This window comes from Solirubrum puertoriconensis, assembly GCF_001483135.1.
GTDB lineage: Bacteria > Bacteroidota > Bacteroidia > Cytophagales > Hymenobacteraceae > Solirubrum > Solirubrum puertoriconensis.
In genome coordinates, this window is record NZ_LNAL01000007.1 from 65,850 (window position 1) to 80,191 (window position 14,342).

The 14,342-nt window shown below is 60.3% G+C and carries 13 protein-coding genes; 2 read left to right on the top strand and 11 right to left on the bottom strand.

Annotation, left to right across the window (positions count from 1 at the left end; all coding sequences use genetic code 11):
* Positions 1 to 25 precede the first annotated feature (25 nt).
* On the bottom strand, positions 26 to 1,384 hold the full coding sequence (locus ASU33_RS10635) for a M28 family peptidase (protein ID WP_059070839.1): 1,359 nt from the start codon (positions 1,382 to 1,384) through the stop codon (positions 26 to 28).
* A 165-nt stretch (positions 1,385 to 1,549) separates the two neighbouring features.
* On the opposite strand from ASU33_RS10635, the gene ASU33_RS10640 reads away from it, so the two are divergent.
* Complete coding sequence (locus ASU33_RS10640) at positions 1,550 to 2,422, top strand: helix-turn-helix domain-containing protein (RefSeq protein WP_059070840.1); 873 nt, start codon at positions 1,550 to 1,552, stop codon at positions 2,420 to 2,422.
* A gap of 86 nt (positions 2,423 to 2,508) precedes the next feature.
* Complete coding sequence (locus tag ASU33_RS10645) at positions 2,509 to 3,468, top strand: phosphate/phosphite/phosphonate ABC transporter substrate-binding protein (protein WP_059070841.1); 960 nt, start codon at positions 2,509 to 2,511, stop codon at positions 3,466 to 3,468.
* 10 nt (positions 3,469 to 3,478) lie between these two features.
* Here the strand turns inward: ASU33_RS10645 and ASU33_RS10650 are convergent, their stop codons facing one another.
* The 10 genes from ASU33_RS10650 to ASU33_RS10695 form a co-directional block, all read right to left on the bottom strand.
* On the bottom strand, positions 3,479 to 4,720 hold the full coding sequence (locus ASU33_RS10650) for a beta-ketoacyl synthase N-terminal-like domain-containing protein (RefSeq protein WP_059070842.1): 1,242 nt from the start codon (positions 4,718 to 4,720) through the stop codon (positions 3,479 to 3,481).
* Positions 4,713 to 6,041, bottom strand: coding sequence for an adenosylmethionine--8-amino-7-oxononanoate transaminase (gene bioA, locus ASU33_RS10655; RefSeq protein ID WP_059070843.1), 1,329 nt, complete (start codon positions 6,039 to 6,041; stop codon positions 4,713 to 4,715). The genes ASU33_RS10650 and bioA overlap by 8 nt, the downstream gene beginning before the upstream one ends.
* 202 nt (positions 6,042 to 6,243) lie before the next feature.
* Positions 6,244 to 6,849 carry a dethiobiotin synthase gene (gene bioD / locus ASU33_RS10660; RefSeq protein WP_286130485.1) on the bottom strand — a complete coding sequence of 202 codons (606 nt, stop codon included), beginning with the start codon at positions 6,847 to 6,849 and terminating at the stop codon, positions 6,244 to 6,246.
* A gap of 19 nt (positions 6,850 to 6,868) precedes the next feature.
* Positions 6,869 to 8,020 (bottom strand): aminotransferase class I/II-fold pyridoxal phosphate-dependent enzyme, encoded by a 1,152-nt coding sequence (locus ASU33_RS10665; RefSeq protein WP_059070845.1) that lies wholly within the window; start codon positions 8,018 to 8,020, stop codon positions 6,869 to 6,871.
* Positions 8,021 to 8,276: 256 nt separating this feature from the next.
* Positions 8,277 to 9,284 carry a biotin synthase BioB gene (bioB, locus tag ASU33_RS10670; RefSeq protein WP_059070846.1) on the bottom strand — a complete coding sequence of 336 codons (1,008 nt, stop codon included), beginning with the start codon at positions 9,282 to 9,284 and terminating at the stop codon, positions 8,277 to 8,279.
* Positions 9,285 to 9,589: 305 nt separating this feature from the next.
* Positions 9,590 to 10,600, bottom strand: coding sequence for a 23S rRNA pseudouridine(2604) synthase RluF (gene rluF / locus ASU33_RS10675; RefSeq protein WP_059070847.1), 1,011 nt, complete (start codon positions 10,598 to 10,600; stop codon positions 9,590 to 9,592).
* A 56-nt stretch (positions 10,601 to 10,656) separates the two neighbouring features.
* Positions 10,657 to 11,070 (bottom strand): hypothetical protein, encoded by a 414-nt coding sequence (locus ASU33_RS10680; RefSeq protein ID WP_059070848.1) that lies wholly within the window; start codon positions 11,068 to 11,070, stop codon positions 10,657 to 10,659.
* 98 nt (positions 11,071 to 11,168) lie between these two features.
* On the bottom strand, positions 11,169 to 12,233 hold the full coding sequence (locus ASU33_RS10685) for a proline iminopeptidase-family hydrolase (RefSeq protein ID WP_059070849.1): 1,065 nt from the start codon (positions 12,231 to 12,233) through the stop codon (positions 11,169 to 11,171).
* A 116-nt stretch (positions 12,234 to 12,349) separates the two neighbouring features.
* Positions 12,350 to 13,414 carry a serine hydrolase domain-containing protein gene (locus ASU33_RS10690; RefSeq protein WP_078063060.1) on the bottom strand — a complete coding sequence of 355 codons (1,065 nt, stop codon included), beginning with the start codon at positions 13,412 to 13,414 and terminating at the stop codon, positions 12,350 to 12,352.
* A gap of 113 nt (positions 13,415 to 13,527) precedes the next feature.
* Complete coding sequence (locus ASU33_RS10695) at positions 13,528 to 14,262, bottom strand: YebC/PmpR family DNA-binding transcriptional regulator (RefSeq protein WP_059070851.1); 735 nt, start codon at positions 14,260 to 14,262, stop codon at positions 13,528 to 13,530.
* Positions 14,263 to 14,342: the final 80 nt, after the last annotated feature.

A 14,342-nucleotide genomic window follows, 5' to 3' on the forward strand; every position in this document is an offset into this window, starting at 1 on the left:
ACATCAAATAAATTGAGTCAATTAATTACCGCACCGGCTTCGGTATTACCGGCAAGCTTTCGTGGCCTTGCTCATCCACCGATGCCACGCCGAAGATGAAGTTATCCTTGCTATGGGGCAAGTCGGCGGTGGTGCCTTGCACGGGGAAGCGCTGCTGCCATACCGGCGACGAAGTTTCGCGCATCAGCACCACGTAACCAGCGGGCTTGCGGCCGGTAGTGGGAGCGTCCCACTTCAGCTCGGTACGGTTGGTGAGGTTGGCCGTGAGCACGCCTACGTTTTGCGGCGCGGCGGGCGCCAGAGCCAGGCTAGCCATGGTGGCCAGGTTTACGCCGGTGTTCTTGCGCAGGTACTCGTAATCCACAAACTCGGGCAAATCACCGTACTGGCGGCCGTTTTCGGTGCGCAGGTCCTGGTGTTGGTGCGTAAAGTCCTCGTTCATCTCGGAGAAGCGCACCGCGGCGTAGCCTTGCTGGTTGAAGGGCGTGTGGTCGCCGCCGCGCAGGAAGCGGTCGGGGCGGTACTCCAGTGCTACGGTGTGGCCGGCTACGTACTGCTCGCCGGCTTGCTTGGCATAGCGGGCCAACTGGCGCGAGGGCGAGTCGTTTTCGGAGGAAAGCTGGCGGCGCAATTGGGCCTGCTCGGGGGTTTCGTTGGCGGGCACGCCTTCGCTAAACACGCGTACTAGGTTGGGTTGGTGCAAGTCGGGGTCGTGGCCGTGCGAGTTGCCCACAATGTCGTTGTTGAGCATGCCCACTATGTTCCAGTTGTTGGCCTTGGCCTTGCGGGCCAGGTAGCCCGAGCCGATCAGGCTTTGCTCTTCGCCCTGCACGGCCACAAAAATGAGCGTGCACGGGAATTTGCGGGTGCTCATCACGCGGGCCATTTCCATTACTACGGCTACGCCCGAGGCATCGTCGTTGGCGCCGGGGGCGTCGGCCGTGCGGTTCATTACGTCGGTCACGCGCGAATCGAGGTGGCCGCTCACGATGAACACGCGGTTGTCGTTGGGATCGGTACCGGGCAGGGTAGCCATTACGTTGGCCATCACGGTTTTCACGTCCACACGCCGGCCGTCGGGCTTCACCGTAAAGGTGTCTTGCTCCACCTTCAGGCGGCCGCCGCTGGCCTTGCTGTACTTCCAAAACTCGTCTTCGACCCAACGCCGTGCCGCGCCAATGCCACGCTTCTTGCTCTTGGTATCGGAGAGGGTGTGGCGCGTGCCAAACGACACCATTTTATACACGTCGTCCTTGAGGCGGTCGGCCGAAATTTCGGCTACCATTTTCTGGATTTCGGCGTCGGTGGGCGGAGTGGTGGGGGCTTGGGCGAAAAGGGCTAGCGGGAAGAGGAAAGCAGCAGACGCGAGCAGCGAAAATTTCATGGCGGGGCGTAGGGGAAATTGGGAGCCTAACTTACGTTGCTACCCGCAATTTCGGCTGCTATGCACCCATTAAAGTGCACGCAGCGCAACCACATAGAGGCCGCAAACGCGGAAACTATGCAGCTCAGCAGGCCAAACGGCAACCAACACGGGTTATCTTGCTGCATGGTTATTCAGTTACCGCACTACTTCCGGGAACAGGCCGATACCTACCGCACCATCGAGCTGAACGCGAGCACGCTGGCCTCGTACCGGCGCAACGAAGACTCGCGCAACAACCAGGTGCACCTCAGCGAAAACCTGCTGTTGCTGGTAGTAGGCGGTCAGAAAATTGTGCGCACGCCAGGCCAACCCGATCTGGTGGTAAAGGCCGGCGAAGGCGCTTTTATCCGGAAGGGCTTGTACCTGATGTCGTCGTTGTGCGCCGATGAGCAGCCTTACGAGAGCGTGCTGTTTTTCTTGCACGAAGAGCCGGTGCGACAGTTTATCGGTCAGTACGCCGGCCACTTCGCCGCCGATGCCGCACCCGATGATCATAACCCGCCCGCAGCGCTACCCTTTGCCATTGGCCCAGTGCTGGAGGGCTACGTGCGCTCGGTGCAGCCCTACTTCGAGCAGCCGGCCGCAGCGCCGCAGCCGTTGCTGCAGCTAAAGTTTCAGGAGTTGCTGCTGCACTTTGTGCTGGCACCCGATGGCGCGCGGTTTCGGGAGTTTCTGCTGCGCATCAACCACGCAGCCAGCTACGATTTGCGCCTGCTGATGGAGCAGAACTTTCAGCGGCCGTTCAGCTTGGCGGAATTTGCGTTTTTGTCGGGCCGCAGCCTGTCGTCGTTTAAGCGCGACTTCAGCAGCACCTTTGGGCAACCGCCGGCGCAGTGGCTAAAGGCACGCCGGCTCGAGCAGGCCAGGTTTTTGTTGCGCACCACCTCGCTCAGCGTGGGGCAGGTGGGCGACGAAGTGGGCTTTGCCAGCACCTCGCACTTTGTGCAGGCCTACAAAGAGCGGTTTCAGCACACGCCGGGGCAGGCGGTGGCCTGAGCCGCTGGGGACATTCTTTGGCCCGCAGCCGCTACCCGCTGGCCTGGCACTCAAACTAGCTTTGTCGGAGAGAAAACGACTTAGCTATGAAGACCTTGCTCGCCCTGTTTGCCGTGGTGTTGCTGCTGGCAGCACCTGCCTTTGCCCAACCTTACAAAGCACCCGCGGCCGCGCCCTTGGTGGTGGCTACCTACGCCTATGGCGGCAACGACCGAGTAGCCAACATCAGTCCCTTAGCCGAGGAGCTAGCCCAAAAACTGGGGCGAAAAGCCCAGGTAAAAAGCTATCCAACCGTACCTGCGCTATTGCAAGCCGTGCGGGCCGGGCAAGTTGATGTGGCCCTGCTGAATACCCTAGGTTATTTGCTGCTCGATGCCGAAGCGAAGGCAGCCGTGGTACCTTTGGCTATGCTGCAACAACCCACGGGTGGCAGCGGCAATTACCAAGCGTGCCTGGTAGCCCATCAGCGCAGCGGTGTAAGCTCGTTGGCCGATCTGACGAGCAACGCAGGCAAGCTGCGCTTGGCATTCGCTGGCGAGCATTCTACCTCGGGTCACGTGGTGCAGCGCCTGCAGCTAAGTGCCTTAGGTATCGGGGAGCCCGAGAGCAGTTTCGCGGCCATTAGCTACAGCGGCAACCATGCGGCCGTGCTGCAAGATGTGCTACAAGGCCGCGCCGACCTAGGCGCCTGCGGCCTAGGTGAGTATCTGCGTCTGCAGCAACAAGGAGCCGCCCAGGAGCTGCGCTTGCTGTGGGCTTCCGAGGACATTCCGCTGGGCCCCGTGGTGGCGCGGCCGTCGTTGGGTAGCATACAGCTCCGCCGGTTGCAAGAGGCGCTGCTTGCCCTGCACGAAACCAACCTAAATGCGCTGGCACAAGTGCGGGCTGCTTGGGCTGAGGCCAAACATGCGGAGCGCTTTGTGCCGGTACAGGCAGGGGCATACCGGAGCCTTTACCAAATTGCTGATAGCCAGGATCAGCGCATGCACAACCTGCCGGGCCAAGCCGATGAGCTGCGGCGCATATTGGCGCACTACGGGCAGTAGCTCTTAGGTGCTAATCGGCCAGCGCAACGATGGTACTGGCCGCGTTGCCGCCAAAGCCGGCCGCATTCACCATGATACGGCGCAAGGGCTTCTGTACGGGGTGTTCGTTGATCCACGTTGCAAAGGGCAAGGCAGCTGGAGCCGCGCCCAACAGCAGCTCGCAGGCGTAGTTCAGGCTGAGCGCAGCGGAGGCACCTAGGGTATGGCCCACGAGCCACTTGTTGGAGGTACACGCCGGTAGCTGCCCGCTAAATATGGCATGTACGGCCCGCCGTTCGGCAGCGTCGCCGGCAGTGGTGCCGGGGCTGTGCAGCACCAAGGCATCTACTTCGTGGGGCTGGCAGTTGGCTTGCTGCAGCGCCTCGCGCATGGCTCGCTGAAAGTGCTGCCCATCGGGCGAGAGGCCGGTTTTGCTGGGTATGGCTTCGAAACCAAAGCCTACGCCTTCGAGCACAAGCAGCGGGGCGTTACGTTGTTTGCGTTCGGCTTGCAGGGCTTCGGGGCCGAGGCGTTCCAAAGCAAAAACAGCAGCGCCTTCGCCTAGCACAAAGGTGTTTGGGGCACCGGCACCCGGCTGGCAAGGCCACTGCTCGGCCCCAAAGGGCGAGTAGATACCTAGGGCTTGCATTTGAGCCAGTGTGAAGTTGGTGAGCGGAGCCTCGGTGCCACCAGCCAAAAAGCGCTGCGCCATGCCGGCGCGGAGCCACGCCACCGCATTGCCGAGTGCCTGAAATGCGCTGCTGCAAGTGCTGGAATGGCTGAGTGCTGCGCCTTGGCTGCCGGCATCAAAAGCAACCCAGCTGGCAACGTTGCCCAATGTGGTGAGGGGCGAGGCCGCAGCGGGTACACTACCCTCGGTTAAGTAGCTGTTGTGAAACTCCTCGAACCGACCCGTAGCCCCGCGCGATGAGCCAATGCTTACCGTGAGTAGAGCGGCTTGCATATCGGAAGATGGATTGCCTGATAATTCATCTTCTGAATGCCAGCCGGCTTGCATGCGGGCAGTGCGGGCGGCCAGCAACCCAAGCAACACGGTACGGTCGAGTTGGCGGAAAGCGGGTTGCTGCCGACGCAAGGCCTGGAGTAGCTCTTCCTCGGCCGCGGGTATGCTGCCAACGGGTGCTTGCTGCGCACCTAGGGAACGAGCAGTAAATGGGGAGGCTGCCGAGACGGGCGCAACCGCCGCTGTACCTAGGGCCGAAACGCTGCCGCGGCCACGAATTACAATGGCAGTCCGGGCGAAATCAGTCATGCGGAAACTCAGGAATCGAAGCCGGCGTGGTTTCGGTAGCGGCGCGCAACACCAGCTCGCGCATGGCTAGCAAGGTGTCGTACACCAGGCGCAACTCGTCGTTGCTGATGCAGTAGGGCGGTAGCACGTACACGATGTTGCCGAGCGGACGCAGCAGCACGCCGCGCGAAACAGCCAAGGCGTAGAACTCGTCGCGCAGGCGGCTGAAGTACGAAGTGGCTTCGTCGGGGGCGTACTCCACGGCCAGAATGGTGCCGAGCTGCCGTACTTCCCGAATGCCGGGCAAGCCGTGCAACTCCTTCGCAAACTGCGCGTGGGCAGCGGCAATCCGCTCGCGGTCGGCAAACGACTCGGGCGCCAGCAGCAGATCGAGGCTGGCCAGGCCGGCGGTGCAGGCTACCGGGTTGGCCGTGTAGGAGTGCCCGTGGAAGAAAGTCTTGGTCCGGTCGCTGCTCAGGAAAGCCTCGTAAATAGCGGCCGAGCAGCTAGTCACACCTAGGGCCATGGTGCCGCCCGTGAGGCCTTTCGACAGGCACATGATGTCGGGTTGCTCGCGCAGGTGGTCGGAGGCGAACAGCCGGCCGGTGCGGCCGAAGCCGGTCATTACTTCATCGGCAATGATGAAGATGTCGTGGCGGCGGCAAATGCTCAGCAGCGCATCTAGAGCTTCGGGCTCGTACATCACCATGCCGGCCGTGCCGAGCACCAAGGGCTCGAAGATGAACGCGGCCACGTCGTCGCGCTGGGCCAGGGAAGCCATTTGAGCAATTACCTCGGCTTCGCGGCCGCGCACCGGCACGTCGATAAACTCCACGTTGAACAGCAGCGGGGCAAACGGCGCCGTGAAGGCCGAACGCGCACTTACGCTCATGGCGCCGAAGGTGTCGCCGTGGTAGGAGTCGCGGAAGGCAATGATGGTGCGGCGCTCCGGCTGGCCTAGGTTGTGGAAGTACTGCAAGGCCATTTTGATGGCCACTTCAACCGACGTAGCGCCGTTATCGGAGTAGAAAACGCGGTTCTGTGTGCTGGGCAAAATCTGCAGCAAGCCTTCGGCTAGCTCCACCGCCGCCGGGTGCGTGAAGCCGGCGAACATAACGTGCTCCAGGGTAGCCAGCTGCTCGCTTACGCGCTTGGTAATGTGCGGGTGCGCGTGGCCGTGCAGGTTCACCCACCACGAGGCAACCGCATCGAGGTAACGCGTGCCGTCTTCGGCAATCAGCCACGCACCTTCGCCGCGCACCACCGCAATGGGCAGCGGCGCGGTTTGCATTTGGGTGTACGGATGCCAGAGAACAGCGGCGTCGCGTTGGGCTAGGGACATGGAAGCAGTAGGTAATGGAACCGCAAAGATGGCGCACAAACCGCCGATGTAGCGCGACTGGAGCGCGGGCTTGAGCCCGCGTTTGCCAGAACGAGGCCGTTCCCTGTAGCGCGGACTTTGCAGTCCGTGTCCGCAGATAGTTACTTCTAATCAGCTAAAGGATTGGGAATACTATCCGTGGACGCGGACTGCAAAGTCCGCGCTACAGCTGCACTTGTTCGGCGTAGCGCGCCACGGTAGCGGCGTTGAGCTGCACTTCTTGCTGCAGGCGGAAGAGTACCGGCGCAGGCGTGTGGTGCAAAATGGCCTCTTCAGAAGGCGCATCGAGTTGGCTGTCGCCGTTGAAAACAAGGCCGCGCAACGGAATACCACGTTGGCGCAGCACCTCAAGCGTAAGCAGTGTGTGGTTAATGCTGCCTAAGTAGTGGCGGCTTACCACCACCACTCCGAGCCCTAGGTGCTTTACCAGATCGGCTACGAGTAGGCCGGGGGCCAGGGGCACCAGCAGGCCGCCGGCGCCTTCTACTACCAAGTGGTTGTTGGTGGCGGGTAGCCGAAAATCATTGAGCTGAATGGTAATACCCTCGGCGGCAGCAGCGCGGTGCGGCGAGGCCGGCATCTGCAGGCGGTGCCGCTCGGGGTGGAAGTGCGATGCCGAATTGCTCACGAGGCTACGCACGGTGTCGGAATCGGTGAAGTCGAGGCCGCCGGCTTGTACGGGTTTCCAGTAGTCGGCACCTAGGGCTTGCACCAGCACGGCGGCGGCAACGGTTTTGCCCACATCGGTTCCGATACCGGTAACAAACAAACGCTGAGGAGGGGTAGAGCTAGGCAGCGGCGAGAGCGGCGCGGAGGGCGTCGGCGAATGCATCTATTTCGGCAGTGGTATTGTAGGCATGAACAATGGCGCGCAGGCATTGTTGGCCCGCAGGCACCGTAGGCGGCACAATAGCCCGCACATCAAAGCCAGCTTGCTGCAGGGCTAGGGCAAGGGCGCGCACCTGCGCCGGCGTAGCATCGGGTAGCCTGATGGGGTGAATAATCTGGCTTTCGGCGGGCATTTGCACGCCAGGCACATTGGCTAAGCGTTGCCGCAAGTAGGCCGATAGCGCAAACAGCTGCTGGCGCTCGGCGCCTAGGTGCGGCAGTAGCTCGTAGGCGGCAGCCAAGCCAGCCAGCGTGAGGGGCGGCAGCGAGGTGGTGTAGATGAAAGGCCGACTGAAGTTCAGGAGGTAGTCGTGCAATACGGCCGAGCCAACTACGGCGGCACCCTGGCTACCCAGGGCTTTGCCGAACGTAACTACCCGCGCCAGCACCTTATCATCCAGCCCCAACTCAGTTACCAGTCCTTCGCCGTTGGGGCCGTGCACGCCCACGCTGTGGGCTTCATCAACTACCAATTGCGCATCGGATTCGGAGCAAACAGCGGCCAGTTCGGTCAGCGGAGCAGCATCACCGCCCATCGAGTACACGGCCTCTACCGCCACAAACACTACGCCGGTACTTGGTTGCTGGCTTAAGCGGCGGCGCAGATCACCTAAGTCGTTGTGCCGGAAGTTGTAGGCCGTAGCAAAGGAGCTGCGGATACCTTCCTTAACCGAGGCGTGCGAGGCCTCGTCGTACAGAATCACGTCGCCGCGGCGCGGCACCGCCGAGAAGAACCCCAGGTTGGCGGTGTACCCTGAGTTGAAGAGCAAGGCCGCCTCGGTACCGTGGAAGGCGGCAATGCGCGTTTCCAAGGCTTCGGCTTCGGTTGAATTACCTGTGAGCAAACGGGCACCCGTGCTGCCGATGTTGGTAGCCTGGGCCGCAGCTTGCCGCACAGCCGCCGCAAGTTGCGGCGAACGGGCCAGCCCCAAGTAGTCGTTGGAAGCAAAATCAACCAAGCCTTGCGCGGGCAAGGTTAGGCGGCGGCGCGTGCCTTCGGCCTCGCGCTGTTGCAGCTGCTGCGCAAGCCGCGAAAGGAGAGGAGAGGCCATGAATACGCGAATCGAATGCTAGAGCTAAAAACTAGAGGCTAAGGCTGAGTTAAGACTAGTTCCCCTCCTCAGATGAAGAGGGGCTAGGGGTGATTGACTTCTCCTTGAACGTCATGCTTCGGCGGAGCTCAGCATGACAGACGAGAAAATTAGACCTAGGTACTTTTAGCTCTAGCCTTTCAACCACCCCTAACCCCTCCTCATCTGAGGAGGGGAACTAGTTTTAGCCTCTAATTCTAAGCTCGAGTGCTAAGGATTAGGCCTCTACCGTGGCGGCTTTAGCCAGCACGGTAGCGCCTTCGGGTACGTGGTTCTTGAACGACTGACGCGGCTTCAGACCTAGGAGTGCGAACATCTCTTTGTCAGCGTCGAAATCGGGGTTGGGAGTGGTCAGCAGCTTCTCGCCCGAGAAAATGGAGTTGGCACCGGCCAGGAAGCACAGGGCTTGCTCCGTTACGGGCATCTCCTGGCGGCCCGCCGACAGGCGTACCATCGTGTTGGGCATCAGAATCCGGGCCGTGCCAATCATGCGCAGCATTTCCCACACGCTCACGCGGGGTTGCTCGGCCAGCGGGGTGCCCTGTACGGGTACCAGCGCGTTCACCGGCACCGACTCTGGGTGGGCCGGCAGCGTGGCCAGGGTGTGCAGCATTTTCACGCGGTCCTCGTCGGTTTCGCCGAGGCCGATGATGCCACCCGAGCAAACCGACAGGCCAGCCTTGCGCACGTTTTCGAGCGTGTTCAGGCGGTCGTCGTAGGTGCGGGTGGTGATGATATTGGAGTAATTTTCTTCGCTCGTATCGAGGTTGTGGTTGTAGGCGTACAGGCCAGCCTGCTTGAGTTTCTCAGCCTGGTAGTCGTTTACCATGCCCAGGGTGGCGCACACCTCCAGGCCTAGGTCGTTTACCTGCGACACCATGTTCAGCACGCGGTCGAAGTCGCGGTTGTCGCGCACTTCGCGCCAGGCGGCACCCATGCAAAAGCGCGTCGAGCCCGATTCTTTGGCGCGCTGGGCAGCCGCTAGTACTTCGGCGTCGGGCAGCAGTTTGTGCGCTTGTACGCCGGTGTGGTAGCGGGCAGCCTGTGGGCAGTAGGCGCAGTCTTCGGGGCAGCCACCGGTTTTAACGCTCAGCAGGGTGCACACCTGCACTTCGCCGGTAGTTTGGTGCTGGCGGTGTACCTCGCTGGCTTGGGCCACCAGCTCGAGCACGGGTTGGTAATAAATGGCTTTTACTTCGTCGAGCGTCCAGTCGGTGCGGAGCATATGAGTCGGTGGGAAGGGGTTGTGGTCAACTGAGAAAAGGCCGTAAGCGGCAAACCAAACGGCCCGCCGCAGCTGCAGGAGCTGCGGCGGGCCGCAAGTTACACGCGAAGCCGGTTTTGAAAGCAGTTTTGCCGTGTCAGGTGTCGCCAATAGAACGGCCTAGTCTTGGGTAAGGCAATGATCTGGTTCACCTAGAGACTTCCGAGGAGGCTCACAATCAATATTCTCGCCACATCTGTAATCAGCAACGATGCATCTGAATACTCACCTGTTCAGCATTGATAAATGGACGCCTAGGCAGCGTGTTACCTACCGCTCGAATGCCTGCCGCGCGGCTTGCTACTGCGGCCACCGGTTTTGCCACCAGCCGCTGGCTTTGCCGCTTTGCGGCTGCCCTCGTTGGCGGCTTTGGGTTTAATGCTACCGGGGCGGTGGCGGCCCTTGGCTTGCGCATCTTTGCCGTAGGTAGGCAGGGCACCGGGTTTGCGTGAGCCCGACTTACCTGTACCGGTTGGTGTAACTGTTTTGTGGGGCGCCTCGCTTAGCCATTCTTCGCTGGCTATTTGCTGCGGCGTTTTGGCCCGCGAGCGGCGCTTGGGAGCGGTGCCGCTAGAGTGCTCGATGGCTTCGAATATCCCGGCCAATTCTTTCTCGGTCAGTTCGCGCCAGTCGCCCACGCCCAGGCCTTTGAGCGTTACGTTCATCACGCGCCAGCGCTCCAGTTGTACTACCTCGTAGCCGAAAAACTCGCACATGCGGCGAATCTGGCGGTTGAGGCCCTGCACCAGAATAATGCGGAAGATGTAGTCGGTTTCCTTGCGTACCTCGCATTCGCGGGTAACCGTACCGAGCATGGGCACGCCCTTTCGCATGCCCTCCAAAAAAGCTTCCGTAATGGGCTTGTCCACCATCACGATGTACTCCTTTTCGTGCTCGTTGCCGGCGCGCAGGATTTTGTTCACTATGTCGCCGTTCGAAGTCAGCAAAATCAAGCCCTGCGAGTCTTTATCGAGGCGCCCGATTGGGAAGATCCGCTCCGAGTGCTTGATGTAGCGGATGATGTTGTCCTTAACGCTGCGCTCAGTGGTGCTGGTGATACCCGGCGGCTTGTTGAAGGCAATGTAAATGGCGTCTTCCTCGGCGCGTGGCTCAATGAGGTTGCCGTTCACCATCACGCGGTCGGTGCGGTTCACCTGGTCGCCGATGTTGGCGCGCTTGCCGTTGATGGTCACCTGCCCCATTTCGATGTAGCGGTCGGCTTCGCGGCGCGAGCAAAGGCCGCTTTCGCTGATGTATTTGTTGAGACGAGTAGCCATGGGCAGAGAGTTGGAATGAGTTAAGAGTCTGGAGGGAGAACTGGCAGCAGGGGCTGCTAGGGAACCCTGGTGGTCAGGTAATCAAGGTCGTTGCGGAGCAACGCGTTCAGGTATTCCCCGGCCTCTTGCAAGGTTTGGCCATGTATCTCCGACAGGTAATTCGGGTGCAGCACCTCCACTAACCCAAACAGCTTCCTCACCTTCTTCGGGCGCTTATAAAAAACGTAGAATTCGTATTCCTGGGGCTCGCCGGCTACCGAAATACTGAGGCCATGCTGGTTGGCCTGGTTTTCTACCTCAAACGAAGGAGCGTAAAAAATCGCGTCGTGCGAAGCACCTGCCATCCGCTCCAAGTAGTTGAGCCACGGGACTTGCTGGAAGAACGATAATGCCTCGGCAGCAGTGGTTATGCCCTTCAGTTCAATTATTTCGGGCTGAAAAGGGTCGCAGAAGGAGGCTCGAAACCGCATGGATGCAGAACTACGATTTCTGGAAAAGGAAACCGCACAAAAGTACGACGGGCTGCCTGGAGTAGGTCAGCCCGTCGGTTGTAGTTGAAAACTTAGCGTTATAGCGCCACCTTCTTCTCGCCCTGGTCTACTCCCTTCAAGAACTTGATCAGCCCTGTCATGTACGTCTGCTGGTCGTCGTAGAAGCTCATGTGCGAGCCGTTGGGGCAAATGAGCGCCGTGCCGTTTTGCACCTTCTGTGCCACCATGCGCATATGCTCCGGATCCATCGTGTCGTACTTGCCGCCAATGCTCAGCACCGGTACCGCGAGCTTGGGCAAATCGGGTACCCGGTTCCAGTTCACCAGTTTGCCGGCCACGCCAAATTCGCTGGGGCCTTGCATGGTAACATATAGCGACTGGTTCATCTTGGCGAACGAGCGGTTTACCGGCTCGGGCCACTTATCGAGCGGTAGGCGCAGGATGTGCTCCACGTAGAAGTTGGGCAGCAACAGCTCCATGTAGCGCGGGTTCTGGAAGTCCTTTTTGGCTTCAATGGCGCGAATTTCCTTCAGCACCTCGGGCTTTAGCTGCGGGGCCAGCACCTCGTCGGCGTAGCGGCCGTAGGCGGGCACATCCATCATCATGTTCGAGATGATGAGGCCTTTCATGTTCTGCTGGTACTTGAGGGCGTACTCAGCGGCCAGGATACCGCCCCACGAATGGCCCAGCAGGTAAAAGTTGTCTTTGTTCAGGTTAAGCGCCTGGCGTACCTGCTCTACTTCTTCTACGTAGCGGGGCAGGCTCCACATGGCCGTGTCCTTGGGGTTGTCGGAGTTGCCGCAGCCGAGCTGGTCGTAGTAAATGAACTCGATGCCCTCTTGCGGCAAGAAGCTCTCCATGCACTCGAAGTACTCGTGCGTGGCGCCGGGGCCGCCGTTGAGCAGCAGCAGCTTGATGCGCGGGTTGTTGCCGAAGCGCTTCGTCCAGACGTTGAACTTGCCCTTGGGCGTGTTGATGGACACCATCTGCACGCCGCCGTCTTTGATGCGCGTGGTGTCGCTGGCAAAGTAGCTAGCGGGTGCGGCGGCGTTGTCGTCGGCATCATCAACGGTTTTTTGCTGAGTGCAAGAAGCGGCGGCGAGCAGCAAGCCAGCCGCAAAAACAGTAGCAGTGAACTTCATAGAACAGGTAGGTGGGGTTGCGGGTATGGGCAGTAAGTGTACCGTTGAGCTAAACGTACTGATAAATAAACAGCGCCCCAACGCCGCCTCGGCGCTTACCGCCCGCTTCGCCTAGGTTACTTTTCTTCCGCGAGCCACTGCATGGCGCGGTACTCGCCGGGGCCCACAAACAGGCGCAGCAACTCATCGGTAAGCTTAAGGCCGTTGGCGCTGTTGGTGAAGAACACCAAACTGGTTTTCTGGGCCGGAAACGTCATAAAGAAGGCCTTGAAGTCGCCGTTGTCGCCCCAGTGCCAAAGGGCGGTACCGGCACTGGTATTGGCCAGGCCCACGCCGTGTGCCCAAGATATGTAAGGGTCGGTGGGGGTGGGGCCCAGGCCGCAACGATTGGCCGGGTTGGCGGTTGTGGCGAGTAGCTGCGCTGTAGCGGGTTTGAGGCCTTGGCCCACCATCAGGGCTTGCACAAAACGGCTGTAGTCGCTGGCGGTGGTGAGCAGGCTAAACCCCGCATTGGGCGCGTTAAACTTGCGCACTTCTGTAGGCTTGCCGCTCGCATCATGCCCAAAACTGGCATCGCGCGCAAAGGCTTCGCGCCACACAAAGCTGCTGTTCTTCATGCGCAAGGGGCCAAATACCTCTTCTTGCGCCAGTACTTGCAACGACTTGCCCGTGACGTGCTCCAGGGTTTTTTGCAGCCACACGAACCCTTCGCCGGAGTAATTCCAGCAGCTATCGGGGACGTACTTCAGCTTTAAGTGCGAAGTGGCCCAGGTGGCACCTAGCGGGTTTTCGGCCCAGTTGGGGAGGCCGCTGGTGTGCGTAAGCACCATGCGGGCCGTAATGGCAGCGGCGCGCGGCTGGGTGCCAAGCCGCGGGTAGTTGTAGTAGCCAAGCAGGGGCTTGTCGAGGTTGATAACGCCGCGGTCGTGCAGGCGCAAAGTGGTGTAGGCCAGCACCACTTTGCTCAGCGAAGCGGCCTGCATGATGGTGTTGGCCGTGAGAGTCTTCGTAGTACCGGCCTCGGGCGCACCTAGGCTGTACTGCACAGTTTCGCCCTTTTTGCTGAACACGAGCTGTAGACCCGGCACGTTTTCTTTTTGAAGCAGGGCTGTTAGTTCGGCTTGTTGGGCTGTGGCTGCAAAAGCACTTAGCCAGAGCAGCATGGTTAAGAATAGTCTCATCGGGGATAAATAGGAGAGCCGACAAAGGGCGGAAAACAGGGCCAATGTAAAGCCAAAGCGGGCTGCCCCTGTAGGAGCAGCCCGCTTTGGTAAATAGTTAGGTGCCGAAACGCTTAGCCCAGGGTGTGGTACACGGCCTGCACGTCGTCGTCGTCCTCGAATTTCTCGATCAGGTTCATCACCTCGTCCAGCTGTTCGCCTTCCAGGTGCACGGTGGTGTTCGGAATGCGTTGCAGCTGGGCGCTGATGACGTTCAGGTTTTTCTGCTCCAAGGCTTTCTGCATCTGGCCGAAGTCGCTGAAAGCGGTTTCTACCACAATGAAGTGCTTCACGTTGCCCTGCTCGTCTTCCTCCGAATCTTCGTAGATGTCGTCGGCGCCGAAGTCGATCAACTCCAGTTCCAGCTCGTCGCGGTCGAGGCCCTCGGCAGCCAGCTTAAACACGCCCTTGCGGGTGAAGGTGAAATCGGAGGAGCCGGCGGTACCTAGGGCGCCGTTGCCGCGGTTGAAGTACATGCGTACGTTGGCCACGGTGCGTGTGGGGTTGTCGGTAGCGGTTTCAACCACAATGGCCACGCCGTGTGGCGCGTAGCCCTCGTATACCACCTCCTGGTAGTTGCCTTCTTCCTTCGAAGAGGCGCGCTTGATGGCGGCTTCTACGCGGTCCTTGGGCATGTTCACGCCTTTGGCATTCTGCATGGCCGTGCGCAGGCGGGAGTTGGTATCGGGGTTGGCGCCGCCTTCCTTCACGGCAATCACGATTTCGCGCCCAATGCGGGTGAAGTCTTTCGACATCCGGTCCCAGCGCTTCATTTTGCGGCCTTTGCGGAATTCAAACGCGCGTCCCATAGTATGAGTGTTGTGCTAAGTGCTTAAGAGTTAAGGCTTCGGCGAGAGGCGCCTAGGTGCCTGCTGCCAAAGGGGCTGCA

Bases quoted from the DNA above. Each gene is read 5' to 3' on its own strand.
- ASU33_RS10635 (WP_059070839.1), bottom strand. From the start codon at position 1,384: ATGAAATTTTCGCTGCTCGCGTCTGCTGCTTTCCTCTTCCCGCTAGCC.
- ASU33_RS10640 (WP_059070840.1), top strand. From the start codon at position 1,550: ATGGTTATTCAGTTACCGCACTACTTCCGGGAACAGGCCGATACCTAC.
- ASU33_RS10645 (WP_059070841.1), top strand. From the start codon at position 2,509: ATGAAGACCTTGCTCGCCCTGTTTGCCGTGGTGTTGCTGCTGGCAGCA.
- ASU33_RS10650 (WP_059070842.1), bottom strand. From the start codon at position 4,720: ATGACTGATTTCGCCCGGACTGCCATTGTAATTCGTGGCCGCGGCAGC.
- bioA (WP_059070843.1), bottom strand. From the start codon at position 6,041: ATGTCCCTAGCCCAACGCGACGCCGCTGTTCTCTGGCATCCGTACACC.
- ASU33_RS10665 (WP_059070845.1), bottom strand. From the start codon at position 8,020: ATGGCCTCTCCTCTCCTTTCGCGGCTTGCGCAGCAGCTGCAACAGCGC.
- bioB (WP_059070846.1), bottom strand. From the start codon at position 9,284: ATGCTCCGCACCGACTGGACGCTCGACGAAGTAAAAGCCATTTATTAC.
- rluF (WP_059070847.1), bottom strand. From the start codon at position 10,600: ATGGCTACTCGTCTCAACAAATACATCAGCGAAAGCGGCCTTTGCTCG.
- ASU33_RS10680 (WP_059070848.1), bottom strand. From the start codon at position 11,070: ATGCGGTTTCGAGCCTCCTTCTGCGACCCTTTTCAGCCCGAAATAATT.
- ASU33_RS10685 (WP_059070849.1), bottom strand. From the start codon at position 12,233: ATGAAGTTCACTGCTACTGTTTTTGCGGCTGGCTTGCTGCTCGCCGCC.
- ASU33_RS10690 (WP_078063060.1), bottom strand. From the start codon at position 13,414: ATGAGACTATTCTTAACCATGCTGCTCTGGCTAAGTGCTTTTGCAGCC.
- ASU33_RS10695 (WP_059070851.1), bottom strand. From the start codon at position 14,262: ATGGGACGCGCGTTTGAATTCCGCAAAGGCCGCAAAATGAAGCGCTGG.